Raw genomic sequence first — 13,932 nt, forward strand, 5'->3', positions numbered from 1 at the left:
ATTTGATAAATAAGGAGAGGAATCAGTTGGGATATATAGCGATCCAGCTGATTTACTCTTCTTTTTTTACACTGTAAGAAAGTATAAATTCCCAGCTAGAAGTGAATTCGGCGTAGTCGGAAATTTTAGGAATGCAGTATAAGTAGGGCTACGCCTCTGTCTTCACTGGGGAACAAGGCTCGCCAATCGGTGAGTTTTCTTTCAAGACAAGAAAGTATAAATTTTCGGGGCGATGTCTAGCTCCCAAGGCCAAAAATGGCACGCTTTGTCTACTTTTCTTATATCTAAGTTTTTGTTTTGAAAAATGGATAAATAAAAACAAAAACAAAAAATATCGAAAATAAACGAAAATAATCAATTGACAAATTTAAGAATAAATGAAAAAATAAGATTATAAAAATAAGCTTTCAAAAATCTAGTTAGAAAAATCAGAAAGGTGGATGTATAATGAAAATTGGATTAGGCTCCGATCACAATGCGTTTGGAATGAAAGAAACTATTAAAGAATATATAAAAGAATTAGGTCACGAGGTGTATGATTACGGTTGTGCTGATTCTTGCAGCGAAGTTGATTATCCTGAGGTAGCTTTCCAAGTTGCTAGCGATATTAATGCAAACAAAATCGAAAGAGGAATTTTAGTTTGCGGCACTGGTATAGGAGTTGCAATCGCAGCTGGGAAGGTACCAGGAATTCGCGCAGCTTTGTGTCACGACGTATATTCAGCCGAACGTGCTCAAAAAAGTAATAACGCACAAGTGTTAACAATGGGAGCTAAGGTAATTGGTATTGAACTCGCTAAAGCTGTTGTAAAAACATACTTAGAATCAGAATTTACTGGAGGAAACTCTGGACGTAAAATTCAACAAATTAGCGATAGAGAACAAGAATTCCTGAAGGGAGCAAGTGTCTAACATGAAAAAGCTTATTAATAATCCAAATAACGTCGTAAATGAGATGATAGAAGGCTACGTGAAAGCGTATCCTCAATATGTAAAGCAGTTATCAGAGAATAAGCGCTCCCTTGTAACAGCCAAAGAAACTCGCGAAGGAAAAGTGGGTGTATTAATTGGCGGCGGCTCTGGTCACGAACCTGCTTTTATGGGATATGTTGGAGATGGGATGGCTGATGGGGTTGCTGTCGGTAACATTTTTGCTTCTCCGCCGCCAGATCCAATCTTAGAAGTGACAAGAACAATTGATAAAGGCGCCGGTGTTGTGTACGTATACGGCAATTATGCTGGAGATGTAATGAACTTTGGTATGGCAGCTGATTTAGCTGATTTAGAATATGGAACTAAGGTAGGAATGGTATTAGTAACAGATGATGTAGCATCTGCTCCGAAAGAAGAAATTGAAAAGCGCAGAGGTATTGCGGGTGAGTTTTTTGTAACGAAGGCTGCCGGTGCAGCAGCAGAGAAAGGCTACGATTTAGAAGAAGTAGTAAGAGTTGCGAAAAAAGCAAATGACCATACACGTACAATGGGTGTAGGATTAACGCCTTGCTCTCTTCCACAGACTGGAAAGCCAAGCTTCGAACTTGAGGAAAATGAAATGGAAATCGGCCTTGGTCATCATGGAGAGCCAGGAATTGAAAAAGGCGAGCTTCAACCGGCTGATCAAGTTGCGGATCGTTTAGTCAATGATATTCTAGCTGATATGCCTTTGGAAAAAGGGGAAAAGGTAGCCGTTCTTGTAAACGGTTTAGGCTCCACAACACGTATGGAGTTATACATCATGTTTAGAAGAGTAGAGCAAATTCTTACTGAAAAGGGTATTGAAATTCACCGTTCTTACGTTGGGGATTATAGCACATCATTAGAAATGGGCGGTTGTTCTGTTACTTTAATTAAGTTAGATGATGAGCTAACGGAGCTTGTTGACCACCCAGCAGATTGCCCAATGTATGTTCAGAAATAAGGAGGAAATATAAGATGAAGTTTACTGCAGCAGACTTAAAAGCCTTTTTGAAGAATGTAGTTCAAGTGATTGAAGAAAATAAAGACTATTTATCAGAGCTGGACAGAAAGCTTGGTGACGGTGACCACGGTGTAACGATGTCAATCGGCTGGCAGGCTATTGATGAAAAGTTAAATAATGAGCTAAGAGAAGAACAGGATTGCGGAAGAGTTTGTATTACTGCAGGCCGGACATTCTTAAGTGCAGTAGGCTCCTCTGTAGGACCTCTATACGCAACAGGATTTCTGAAAGGGGCAAAGGTATTTCAAGGTAAATCAGAACTGACAGGCGAAGATTTGAAGGACTTCTGGGTAGCTTTTATTGAGGGAATTAAAGAACGCGGAAAGGCAGAGGTTGGCGATAAGACAATGGTTGATACACTGCAGCCTGCTTTAGAAAGCCTAAAGAGCCGCTATGAGCAAACTGGTGACTTTATGGCAGCGTTTGCGGAAGCGGTTTCCGCTGGAGAAAAGGGTATGGAATCTACGAAGGATTTACTTTCTAAGAGAGGAAGATCTAGTCGTTTAGGGGAGAGATCATTAGGAAACCAAGATCCAGGTGCAACATCAGCATTCTTAATTCTCTCTACTTTCTTAACTACAGTTAATGCGGTGCAAACTGTTTAAGGTATACGATTAATAGAGATAAGAAATAGTTGTAAGTAAGGAAATAGTAGAGAATCCGCCAGCTTATGGAAAGGAAAACAGTCGGTCTTGCCGTTTCAATAAGAGGGTGGATTCTCATTATGACTTTTAAGTTGAGAGATATATTTTCCCTAAAAGATAAAGGGAAGCATTATAGCGGTTTTGTTTATACCTCTTAAAAGAAAATGGAGTTTACCATTCCCAGTGTGGGTTTTCCTAGTGAATCCTCCATGACTTTGTTGTATATTTATTTATTTAATCGTATATAAATTCATCTCTTTAACTGAAGTCTTAACTAGTAGGGGGATAATATGCTGATTAGAACAAGTATTAGCAGTAAAGAGTGCGTCCAAACGTTGGCCATGGATTTCCTCACTGTAGCACAGCGGGCAGCTATTGCTTCCTATCCATGGATAGGAAAGGGAGATAAAAATGCAGCGGATGGGGCCGGAACAGAAGCGATGCGTAATCAAATGAACCTCATTGATATGAATGGTCGGATTGTAATTGGTGAGGGGGAAATGGATGAGGCCCCTATGCTTTATATCGGTGAGGAACTTGGAACGGGAAATGGACCTGAGGTAGATATCGCAGTTGACCCTGTTGAAGGGACAAGCTTAATGGCGAAAGGGCAGGATAACTCACTTGTTGTACTTGCTGCAGCTACTAAAGGAAGTTTACTGCATGCTCCTGATATGTATATGAAAAAGATAGCTGTAGGTCCAAAGGCAAAGGGAGCCATAAATATAGATGCATCGTTAACTGAAAATATGAAGTCTGTCGCAAAGGCATTAGGAAAAGATGTAACCGAACTGACAGTTATGATTCAAGATCGACCGCGTCATCATGATTTAATTCAACAAGTATTTGCTGCGGGCGCGAGAGTCAAGCTGTTTTCTGATGGTGATGTGACTGGCGCAATCGCTACAGCAATTGAGGAAATGGATATTGACATATTAGTAGGGACAGGCGGCGCTCCAGAAGGGGTTATTGCTGCGGCTGCTTTAAAATGTTTGGGAGGCGACTTTCAAGCCAAGCTTGTTCCTCAAAACCAAGAGGAATTCGATCGCTGCATTCAAATGGGGTTAACCGATCCTGAAAAAGTGTTAACGATTGATGAAATTGTAAAGTCAGATGACTGCTTTTTTGTAGCAACAGGAATTACAGATGGAGCGTTGCTTAAGGGAGTTAAGGGAGTTCGTAAAAAAGAAGCGGGTGTTATGCTAACACACTCCTTTATAGCAATTGGAGGTAGTATTAAAAACTTTCAATTCATTGAGGCGCGCCATTAAGGAGGAAAAGTCGTGATTGAACAAAAAGTAAATGTTGATCAGCTATCTATTAATACTATTAGAACTCTTTCTATTGATGCAATCGAAAAGGTTGGGTCTGGTCATCCGGGAATGCCGATGGGCGCCGCACCGATGGCTTATGCACTTTGGGCAAAGTTTATGAATTATAACCCAAGCAATCCGAACTGGTTTAATCGTGACCGTTTTGTATTATCGGCAGGTCATGGATCTATGTTATTATACAGCTTGCTTCATTTAACTGGTTACGATCTATCATTAGAAGAACTAAAAAACTTCCGTCAGTGGGGCAGCAAAACACCAGGTCATCCTGAGTTTGGGCACACACCTGGGGTAGATGCTACAACTGGGCCTCTAGGACAAGGGATTGCCATGGCCGTAGGGATGGCAATGGCAGAAAGACATTTAGCGACTACGTACAATCGCGATCATTTTAATGTTGTTGATCATTATACCTACAGCATTTGCGGTGATGGCGATCTGATGGAGGGTGTATCTGCAGAAGCAGCTTCGCTTGCGGGTCATCTTAAGCTTGGCCGTTTAGTTGTATTATATGATTCAAATGATATTTCTCTTGATGGCGACCTTCATATGTCATTTAGTGAAAGTGCTGCGGACCGTTTTAAAGCATATGGCTGGCAAGTGATTCGTGTTGAGGATGGCAATGATATTCATGCACTTGCCAAAGCATTAGCTGAAGCGAAGGAAAATGAGGAGCAGCCAACGTTAATCGAAGTCAAAACAATCATTGGTTATGGTTCTCCGAATAAAGGCGGTACATCTGATTCACATGGTTCCCCGCTCGGGAAAGCTGAAATCAAGCTTGTAAAGGAGCAGTACGGCTGGAATTATGAAGAGGAATTCTATGTTCCAGAAGAAGTGAAAGAACATTTTGCAGGCCTAAAGGAAGCAGGGGAACAGAAGGAGCAAGCATGGGATCAGTTATTTGCCCAATATGCTGAAGCATATCCAGCCTTGGCGAAGGAGTTAACGCAAGCAATTCATGGCGAGCTTCCAGAAGGATGGGCTGGGGACGTTCCTGTGTACCGCGTTGGCGAAGATAAGCTAGCAACCCGTGCTTCAAGCAGCACAGTATTAAATGCTCTTGCGAAACATACACCGCAATTATTTGGAGGTTCCGCTGACTTAGCCTCTTCTAATAAAACCTTACTAAAGGGTGAAGGAAACTTTAGCGCTGCAGATTACAGCGGGCGTAATATTTGGTTTGGTGTTCGTGAGTTCGGAATGGGTGCAGCTCTTAATGGAATGGCGCTGCATGGCGGTGTGAAGGTCTTTGGTGCTACATTCTTTGTCTTCTCGGATTATTTACGCCCGGCGATTCGTCTTTCTGCATTAATGAAGCTGCCCGTTATTTATGTATTTACTCATGACAGTATTGCTGTTGGAGAGGATGGACCAACGCACGAGCCGATTGAGCAGCTTGCATCCTTACGTGCACTGCCGGGTTTATCTACCATGCGCCCGGCAGAAGGCAATGAGACAGCGGCAGCTTGGAAGCTGGCATTAGAAAGTAAAGACACACCAACAGCTCTTGTTTTTACACGTCAGGATTTGCCAACGCTTGTTGATGCTGAAAAGGCATATGAAGGTGTGAAAAAGGGTGCATATGTGATTTCTGAAGCAAAAGGTGATGCTGTTGGTCTATTGCTCGCATCCGGCTCTGAAGTTTCTCTAGCTGTCGAAGCACAAAAGGCGCTTCAGGAGGAAGGGATTCACGTATCAGTAATTAGCATGCCGAGCTGGGATCGTTTTGAAAAACAATCAGCAGCATACAAAGAAAGTGTAATTCCTAAAAACGTAAAAGCGCGTCTCGGCATTGAGATGGGAGCTTCCTTAGGCTGGAGCAAATATGTTGGTGACCATGGCTCTGTACTGGCTATCGATCAATTTGGGGCTTCAGCACCAGGAGATAAGCTAATTGAGGAATACGGCTTTACAGTTGAAAATGTCATTTCCCAGTTTAAAAAGCTTCTTTAAAAATTCTTGCTAGTTAAATGGTTGAGGTGACAAATATGTTTCATACAATTGAAGAAGCATTGAAGGATTTACAGAGCGGAAAAATCATTATTGTGTGTGATGATGAAGACCGCGAAAATGAAGGTGATTTTGTTGCGCTTGCTGAACATTCTACACCTGAAGTGATTAATTTTATGGCTATGTACGGCCGAGGGCTTATTTGCACACCTATTTCTGAACAGCTGGCTGCAAAACTTGAACTGCATCCGATGATTGTCCGGCAGCATAATACAGATATGCATGGTACAGCTTTTACAATTAGTATTGATTACAAAACGACTACCACAGGAATTAGTGCATTTGAACGCTCTGAAACAATCCAATCTTTATTACGTGAGGATACAAAAGCGAGCGATTTTCGCCGTCCGGGGCATGTGTTTCCGTTAATAGCGAAAGCTGGTGGAGTGCTTTGTCGAGCAGGGCATACAGAAGCAGCCGTCGATTTAGCAGTATTGGCAGGCGGGGAGCCCACGGGGGTAATTTGTGAAATTTTGAAGGATGACGGTACAATGGCACGTGTGCCAGACCTAGTCTTACTTGCTGAACGTTTTAACTTAAAAATCATTACGATTAAAGATCTAATTGCGTTTCGTCGTAGCTACGAAAGTCTCTGCGTTACGAAATAGATAGTTGTTGCATTACCTTGTTTATTTGCCCAGAAAAGAGCTGATATCCAAAAGTCCGCTGAAAGCAGGCTCGAGGTATCAGCCCCTTTTCATTTCTACTTTTCTACAGCATGCTCGTTTGTAGCTCTTTAGTAGGATTAAATTTCAATTGTAGCGCCGCCTATCCGTTTATACCCTCTCATTTTGGCAAGGTCCTCGACAAGCTGCAGCGCCGCCCTGTCCTTTTGCTTGCTTTCAACCATCACATCAAAGTCGCGTCCGGTCCCCTTGGCTGCTTCAAAAAATGGTTTGACAAAAGCGGCATCTACATAATCAGCATGAGAGCGAAATTCCTTTTCAGATTTTGGAGAAGACAAGTGTACCTTCGGAATTATCTCTGTATGATCCCAGGTTGTGAATACATCCGTAAGCAGTGCAGTAAGATCATCACCGCTCTCATTTGCCTTGTGATGATGATAGTCAAACACAAGCGGAATTTGCTCTTTTTGACAAACGGCGAGGGTTTCCTCAGTTGTGTATGTTTTGTCATCATTCTCAAGCGTCATTTGCCGCTTAATCGGTAAAGGGAGCTTTTGGAGATTTTGATGGAAACGGGCGATAGCTGCCTCCTTATCTCCGTAAGCGCCGCCGACATGGATGTTAATATAGGATTCCTTCGCGATGCCCATCGCTTCGAGAACACGATAATGGTATTCCATATCCACTACGGCATTGTCCGTAATATGCTGCTTGTCACTTGTAAACAGCGTGAATTGATTTGGATGAAAACTAACGCGCAGGCGATGCTTTTGAATAAGCTGTCCAATCTCCTTCCACATATCACGAAACAGATCAATATAATCAAACTCTACCTCAGGATGTGTAGCTAACGGAACGATAGAGGAGGAGAGGCGATAGAGCCATATTTCTTGAGCGATATTGTAATGAAGTGCCCGCAGTGTGTGCTGTAGATTTTGCAAGGTAATAATAGAGAGCTTTTCCTCCCGCTCCCCTTTTTCAAGCTGCTGCCACCGGGTGAATGTCATGGTCTTTGCAGGGGAGCAGTCCCAAAGCGAAAGTGCGTGCGATACATACCCGAATCGAATCTTCACATAATCCTCTCCCGTATGATTTCTTATCTTTAATTTAGAGAAAGAACGCGATAATATTCGCAATTCCTTCCTTTACTCGATCTGGAAGCGGCAAGGATGTAAGATCAGCTAAGGTGATTTTTGTTGATGCCTCCAAATCTTGGTCGACCTCCTTTTTAATTACCTCTAAGAAGGGCGAGTCATACATAATACAGTTCATTTCATGATTAATATAAAGACTTCGGAAATCAACATTTGCGGTTCCGATATCACAGATTCGGCCGTCAATCATGATTATTTTTGCGTGAAAGAAGCCATCTTGGAATTCATAAACAGTGCAGCCGGCTTTCAGCAGGCGCCGCAAGTACGGAAACTTCGCCTCTCTCACAAAGGAATGATCCGCTTTTTTCGGAACGAGAATGGCAATGCGTACCCCGCGTTTTGCGGCTGCGACTAATGCATCTGCTAGCTCCTTGCCTGGAATGAAGTAGGGCGTTCCAATATATAAATCATGCTTGGCTTCTTCAATCAAGTCGAGAAAGGTTTGCTTCAAATAAGCACCGTCTGTTGGGATGAAACGGTGCCGAACACTTCCTTTTTGCAGCTTTGGAAAATATTTTGCTTCGGACATGAGGTTTTCGGCTGTCTCATCATACCAATCATGAAGAAATTGCTCCTGTAAATCCTGTACACCATCTCCTGCTAGCCGAAGATGATAATCCCGCCAGTGTCCAAGCTTTGGGTCATGCCCCAAATACTCCTCGCCGATATTAAAGCCGCCGATATAGCCGATTTCGCCGTCAATGACAGTAATTTTTCGATGATTACGTTCATTAGCGGAATAAAATAAAAATGGAAGCCGTATGTTATGACAAAATGAAAAATATACGCCGCTTTGGCGCAGCTTGCGAATCCATTTTCTTGAAAGGCTAATGCTGCCAATTCGGTCAAGCAGCAACCGTACCTCTATCCCTTGCTGTGCCTTTTCCATGAGCAGGCGCAAAAACTCATGACTAATCGGGTCATTTTTAACGATGAAAAATAGAATATGAATATGATGGCGGGCTCCTCGAACATCAGCGAAGAGGTCATCATAAAGAGCTTGGCCGTATGTATATAAACGAAAGTCACTCTCACGCATGGGAAGAACACGATGTCGAACCCGTTTAAGCTGCCTTTGTCTGCCGAACCAATAATCAGCAGACAGCCAAATGAGAAGGAAAGCGAGGGATAACAAGAAAAATAGCATAATACTCCCCCTTCTTTGTACTAGTTCTTTTAGTTTTCACAGCGTTAGGAAAAAAATTCGCTGCCCTTATGAATAAAAACATTGACTGAATGCTCATTCAAATTATAATGGAAGTATAATCCACGTATTTACACTGTAAGAAAGTATAAATTCCCAGCTAGGAGCCAGTTCGACGTAGTCGGAAATTTTAGGAATACAGTGTAAGTAGGGCTACACCTCTGTTTTCGCCCAAGAGCAGGGCTCGCCAGTCGGCGAGTTTTCTTTAAAACTATATCCTCTAAAAAACTGCCGCCATTCTCATTTCTTTTTTAAGCGCTTACATAAAACTTTACATACTGCCTGCTCATTTTATTTGGATGAATTCTCTTCTTGCTTCATATATATTGTAGTATACGATCTCCAGCAAACTGTATAGTACTTTTCTAGAAGCCCATCAGGCAAGTGCCATAATAGAAAGGGGTTGAGAGAATGAACATATGGCTGCTCTTCAACTGGCTAGCGTTTGCAGTGATTACCCTATATGCGGTGTATCTATTCGTATATGTAATTCAAACGCGTAGCGCCTATATTAAGCTTGGGCGGAAAGCGGAGTTTGATGGAAGAGTGAAAGAAAGATGGCAAAACGTGAAAGAAAATGTTTTTGGCCAAAAGAAGCTGCTGAAGGATAAAAAAAGCGGCACTATCCATGTCATGTTCTTCTATGGTTTTATTCTTGTCCAATTTGGGGCGATTGACTTCATTTGGAAAGGCTTAGCACCCGGTTCTCATCTTCCCCTTGGACCGTTCTACCCTGCATTTACATTCTTCCAAGAAATTGTGACACTCATTATTTTAATTGCAGTATTTTGGGCATTTTACCGCCGCTATATCGAAAAGCTTGTACGGCTGAAGCGTAATTTTAAATCTGGTCTTGTGCTGATTTTTATCGGAGGCCTGATGATTTCTGTTTTGTTGGGAAATGGGGCAGGGATTATTTGGCACGGTGAAGAATTATCGTGGAGTGAACCGATCGCCTCTGTAATCGCATACATTCTATCTCATCTAAATTCACTAGCTGCAACGGTTCTTTTTTACCTCTCTTGGTGGATACATCTTCTGATTCTACTTACATTTCTTGTCTATGTACCTCAGTCTAAACATGCTCACTTAATCGCTGGTCCTGTAAATGTCTATTTTAGCCGCCTAACAAACCCGGGTAAGCTTGAAAAAATTGATTTTGAAGATGAGTCGCAGGAAACATTCGGAGTTGGAAGCATCACCGATTTTAGACAGAACCAGCTCATCGATTTGTACGCCTGTGTGGAATGCGGCCGCTGTACAAATATGTGCCCAGCAACAGGGACAGGCAAGCTGCTATCGCCGATGGACCTGATTGTAAAGCTCCGTGATCATTTAACGGATACAGGGGCGGCCGTTACCTCTAGAACACCGTGGGTTCCGTCCTTTGCCTTCAATCACACGCGCGGTAATCAGCTTGCAGCGCAAGGCTCAGGGGTGGGCGTGCAGGAAACGGCAGCTGCCGCAGGGTACAACCCGAACTTAATCGGCGATGTTATTACCGAAGCTGAAATTTGGGCGTGTACAACATGCCGCAACTGCGAAGACCAGTGCCCGGTTATGAATGAACACGTTGATAAAATTATCGATCTCCGCCGGTATCTTGTGTTAACGGAAGGACGGATGGATGCCGATGCGCAGCGGGCAATGACAAATATTGAACGGCAGGGCAACCCATGGGGGCTCAGCAAAAAGGAACGCGAGACGTGGCGTGAAGCATGTGAGGATGTAAGTATCCCAACAGTGAAGGAGTTGTCCAAGAGGGGAGAAAATTTTGAGTACTTATTTTGGATTGGTTCTATGGGCTCCTACGATAACCGCAGCCAAAAAATTGCCCGTTCATTTGCAAGGCTGATGAATGAGGCTGGCGTCTCATTTGCGATTCTTGGGAATAAAGAAAGAAATTCCGGTGATACACCTCGTCGTCTTGGGAATGAGTTCTTATTTCAGGATCTGGCAACTAAGAATATAGAGGAGTTTGAAAAAGCGGGTGTGAAAAAAATTGTTACGATTGATCCGCATGCGTATAACAGCTTTAAAAATGAATACCCTGACTTCGGTCTAGAGGCAGATGTGTATCATCATACGGAATTACTTGCTAAATGGGTAAAGGAAGGCAAATTAAAGCCCCAGCATGCGGTTCAAGAGACAATCACATTCCATGACTCCTGTTATTTGGGCCGCTACAACGAGGTATATGATGCGCCGCGCGATATTTTAAGGGCGATTCCCGGCGTAACTCTGGTGGAGATGGAACGAAATCGTGAAACCGGCATGTGCTGTGGTGCGGGGGGCGGGCTGATGTGGATGGAGGAGTCAGCAGGAACACGCATTAATGTTGCAAGAACAGAGCAGGCGCTCGCAGTTCGTCCGTCCGTAATTAGCGCAGGATGTCCATATTGTTTAACGATGCTAAGCGACGGTACGAAGGCGAAGGAAGTGGAGGAAATGGTAGAAACCCTCGATGTAACAGAGATTCTAGAGCGTTCAGTGATTGGAGACATGGGGCACCCGGCTTCTTAGTCTAAGGGATGCGGTCAGCTAAGATGAGAGAGGTTTGTATCTCATCTTCTCCTGATAGAGCAAGGTTGAACAATTGTTCAGTCATCTCATTTTTGGGAGTGGTGCTGTGCTGTCGTGAGTGCGGCAAAGGGGGGATATGGCTTGGCTAGAACAGTTATTCTGGGAGCAGCAAGGACACCCATTGGAAAATTGGGCGGCGCCTTGAGGGATGTAAAGGCGGTCGAGCTTGGAGGCATTGCCATTCAAGCTGCCTTACAGCGGGCGGATATTGTACCGCAGCAGGTGGAAGAAGTGATTTTTGGAACGGTTGTGCAGGGCGGGCAAGGGCAAATTCCTTCTCGTCAAGCTGCCCGGTACGCAAACATCCCCTGGGAGGCGCGTACAGAAACGATTAATAAGGTATGCGCATCCGGCATGAGAAGCGTGACGCTTGCTGACCAAATCATCCGCGCTGGCGATCAGTCGCTTATTGTAGCGGGCGGCATGGAATCAATGAGCAATGCCCCCTATTTATTGGGCGGGGCACGCTGGGGTTATCGGATGGGGCATAACGAAGTTGTTGATGCCAATGTAGCGGACGGTCTAACATGTGCATTTTCCGGTGTTCATATGGGAACATACGGAAACGCTGTAGCGAAGGAAGAGGGAATCCTGCGCAAGGAGCAGGATGAATGGGCGTATCACAGCCATATGAGAGCGGTGGCGGCGCAGCAGTCGGGCAGCTTTCAGGAGGAAATTACTCCTGTTGCAATCCCGCGGCGTAAGGGCGATGCCCTCATGATTACAAGGGATGAAGCACCGCGCACGGATACATCTTTAGAAAAGCTCTCCCAGCTAAGACCTGTATTTGGCGCGGACGGTACGATTACGGCAGGAAATGCGCCGGGACTAAACGATGGCGCCGCTGCGCTTGTGTTAATGAGTGAGGAGCGGGCACGGCAGGAGGGAAGGGCACCGCTTGCGACGATTCTTGGGCATGCGGCCATCGCGGTAGAGGCAAAGGATTTCCCAAGGACGCCTGGCTATGTCATTAATGAACTCCTGAGGAAAACGGGGAAGGCTGCCAGAGATATTGACTTATTTGAGATTAATGAAGCATTTGCGGCAGTTGTGCTAGTTAGCAGCAAGATTGCGGGGATCCCCATGGAAAAGGTGAATGTAAACGGCGGCGCCGTAGCGCTCGGTCACCCGATTGGCGCCAGTGGTGCTCGTATCATTGTAACGCTTATTCACGCACTTAAGGCTAGGGGCGGCGGCATCGGTATTGCGGCAATTTGCAGTGGCGGCGGTCAAGGCGATGCAGTCATGATTGAGGTTCGTTAAGGGGAGAGAGCTTTCACCTTTCTCGCACCGTAAAAATGTATAAGTTTTCAGCTAGAAGACGTCAATTCGATCTAGCCGGAAACAGTGTAGGGGTAATTAGGCTTCTGTCTTCGTCCAAAGGCGGGGCTCGCCAACCGGCAAGTTTTCTTTAAAGGTTGTCTAGCATCATCGGTCTATTTGCTAAGGGAGGAGACTTTTGGCGCAAGCAAAGCAGGCTGATTTTGCTTATCATTACATATTTATTAAGGGGGAAAAAACATGAGTGTACAACACATTATGGTAATTGGTGCAGGTCAGATGGGATCCGGAATTGCGCAAGTATGCGCGATGGCAGGCTATAGCGTTGTGCTCCAGGATGTAAAGAAGGAGCAGATCGACAAAGGGATTGCTGTTATTACGAAGAATCTTGCTCGGCAGGTCGAAAAGGGGCGTATGGCAGAAGAGGATATGAATGACACACTTGCACGTATTACACCTGTTTTGACCATCCAAAGCGCAGCTGAAGCGGACCTTGTGATTGAAGCAGCAGTCGAGCGCATGGATATTAAGAAGCAAATTTTTGCACAACTCGATGAAATTGCGCCAGCTCGGACAATTCTTGCGTCTAATACCTCATCCTTGCCGATCACTGAAATTGCTGCTGCGACAAAGAGACCGGAACAAGTAATCGGTATGCACTTTATGAACCCAGTTCCCGTTATGAAACTCGTAGAAATTATTCGGGGTCTTGCGACAACGGATGAGGTTTATGAAGCAATTGAAGAGGTTACAAAGCAAATCGGTAAAGTTCCAGTAGAAGTTAATGACTTCCCAGGCTTCGTTTCGAACCGTATTTTGCTTCCTATGATTAATGAAGCTATCTATACATTATATGAAGGCGTCGCAACTAAGGAAGCGATCGATGAAGTGATGAAGCTCGGGATGAATCATCCGATGGGGCCGCTAACGCTTGCTGATTTTATTGGGCTTGATACATGTCTCTATATTATGGAGGTTTTGCATGAGGGCTTAGGCGACAGCAAATACCGCCCATGCCCGCTTCTTCGAAAATATGTGAAGGCAGGCTGGCTTGGAAAGAAAACAGGCCGCGGCTTTTATGTATACGAGTAGCCGGTAGGGACTGAGCCGCACCGGCC

General features: G+C 44.4%; 10 protein-coding genes and 1 pseudogene. 9 read left to right on the forward strand and 2 right to left on the reverse strand.

Translation table 11 applies throughout. The annotated features are described in order from the left end of the window. The first annotated feature begins 447 nt into the window (after positions 1 to 447). From rpiB to ribB, 6 genes and pseudogenes are all read left to right on the forward strand, one after another. Entirely contained in the window at positions 448 to 912 is a 465-nt protein-coding gene (gene rpiB, locus AAHB12_RS06970) for a ribose 5-phosphate isomerase B (protein WP_342044752.1), read from the forward strand. A 1-nt stretch (position 913) separates the two neighbouring features. Continuing rightward, positions 914 to 1,918 carry a dihydroxyacetone kinase subunit DhaK gene (locus AAHB12_RS06975; protein ID WP_342044753.1) on the forward strand — a complete coding sequence of 335 codons (1,005 nt, stop codon included), beginning with the start codon at positions 914 to 916 and terminating at the stop codon, positions 1,916 to 1,918. Between the two features lie 14 nt (positions 1,919 to 1,932). Continuing rightward, on the forward strand, positions 1,933 to 2,583 hold the full coding sequence (gene dhaL / locus AAHB12_RS06980) for a dihydroxyacetone kinase subunit DhaL (RefSeq protein WP_342044754.1): 651 nt from the start codon (positions 1,933 to 1,935) through the stop codon (positions 2,581 to 2,583). 329 nt (positions 2,584 to 2,912) lie between these two features. Next, the gene (gene glpX / locus AAHB12_RS06985; RefSeq protein WP_342044755.1) at positions 2,913 to 3,893 is read left to right on the forward strand and encodes a class II fructose-bisphosphatase; all 981 of its coding nucleotides are present in this window, start codon (positions 2,913 to 2,915) and stop codon (positions 3,891 to 3,893) included. 12 nt (positions 3,894 to 3,905) lie between these two features. Further along, positions 3,906 to 5,909 (forward strand): transketolase, encoded by a 2,004-nt coding sequence (tkt, locus tag AAHB12_RS06990; RefSeq protein ID WP_342044756.1) that lies wholly within the window; start codon positions 3,906 to 3,908, stop codon positions 5,907 to 5,909. 35 nt (positions 5,910 to 5,944) lie between these two features. Continuing rightward, positions 5,945 to 6,559 (forward strand): annotated as a pseudogene (gene ribB / locus AAHB12_RS06995) (3,4-dihydroxy-2-butanone-4-phosphate synthase); the annotation flags it as partial. 152 nt (positions 6,560 to 6,711) lie between these two features. Here the strand turns inward: ribB and uvsE are convergent. Beyond that, positions 6,712 to 7,665: a UV DNA damage repair endonuclease UvsE gene (uvsE, locus tag AAHB12_RS07000; protein ID WP_342044757.1), complete on the reverse strand. Its 954-nt coding sequence runs from the start codon at positions 7,663 to 7,665 to the stop codon at positions 6,712 to 6,714. A 34-nt stretch (positions 7,666 to 7,699) separates the two neighbouring features. After that, a complete protein-coding gene (gene cls, locus AAHB12_RS07005; RefSeq protein ID WP_342044758.1) occupies positions 7,700 to 8,893 on the reverse strand; it encodes a cardiolipin synthase in 1,194 nt (397 codons plus the stop codon). A gap of 468 nt (positions 8,894 to 9,361) precedes the next feature. Here cls and AAHB12_RS07010 point away from each other — a divergent pair, with 468 nt between their 5' ends. The 3 genes from AAHB12_RS07010 to AAHB12_RS07020 all read left to right on the forward strand — a co-directional run bounded on the left by AAHB12_RS07010 (position 9,362) and on the right by AAHB12_RS07020 (position 13,906). Continuing rightward, complete coding sequence (locus tag AAHB12_RS07010; protein ID WP_342044759.1) at positions 9,362 to 11,473, forward strand: (Fe-S)-binding protein; 2,112 nt, start codon at positions 9,362 to 9,364, stop codon at positions 11,471 to 11,473. 141 nt (positions 11,474 to 11,614) lie between these two features. Beyond that, positions 11,615 to 12,796, forward strand: coding sequence for an acetyl-CoA C-acetyltransferase (locus AAHB12_RS07015; protein ID WP_342044760.1), 1,182 nt, complete (start codon positions 11,615 to 11,617; stop codon positions 12,794 to 12,796). Between the two features lie 258 nt (positions 12,797 to 13,054). After that, complete coding sequence (locus tag AAHB12_RS07020; protein ID WP_342044761.1) at positions 13,055 to 13,906, forward strand: 3-hydroxybutyryl-CoA dehydrogenase; 852 nt, start codon at positions 13,055 to 13,057, stop codon at positions 13,904 to 13,906. The last annotated feature ends 26 nt before the right edge of the window (positions 13,907 to 13,932 follow it).

It is taken from the genome of Bacillus sp. OTU530 (assembly GCF_038440375.1).